This is a genomic window from Leifsonia sp. SIMBA_070, from assembly GCF_046534635.1.
Taxonomy (GTDB): domain Bacteria; phylum Actinomycetota; class Actinomycetes; order Actinomycetales; family Microbacteriaceae; genus Leifsonia.
In genome coordinates, this window is the sequence record NZ_JAWRYK010000262.1 from 1 (window position 1) to 273 (window position 273).

Here is a 273-nt window from a genome sequence, read left to right on the forward strand (position 1 = left end):
TGGCTCCCAGCGCTGTGGCTAGAGCCGTTGCCGCCCCGAAACGGCGGTAATATTCTGCGGCGGCGTGCTTGTCAGGGAGGTCCTCGTTGAGAACGAGGTTCTGCCAGCAGTGGCTCTCGCCGGCGTCGATGGTCCTCGGAAGCAGCGGCCCGAAGAGAGCGCCGGTCGGGTCCAGGCAGGCCTTTAGTTGCTCGACGAAGCGCGATTGCTGCGCCCCTCGGGGTTTGTGTACCGCCGCACCGGAGCGCCACGTGACAAAGGCGACGGTGGAGC

1 protein-coding gene is annotated in these 273 nt (G+C 66.7%); it reads right to left on the reverse strand.

Features of this window, described 5'->3' with window-relative positions; all coding sequences use genetic code 11:
• Positions 1 to 273 (reverse strand): DUF4135 domain-containing protein (locus SB754_RS20270; protein WP_410784162.1); only part of this gene is annotated, 273 nt, incomplete at both ends.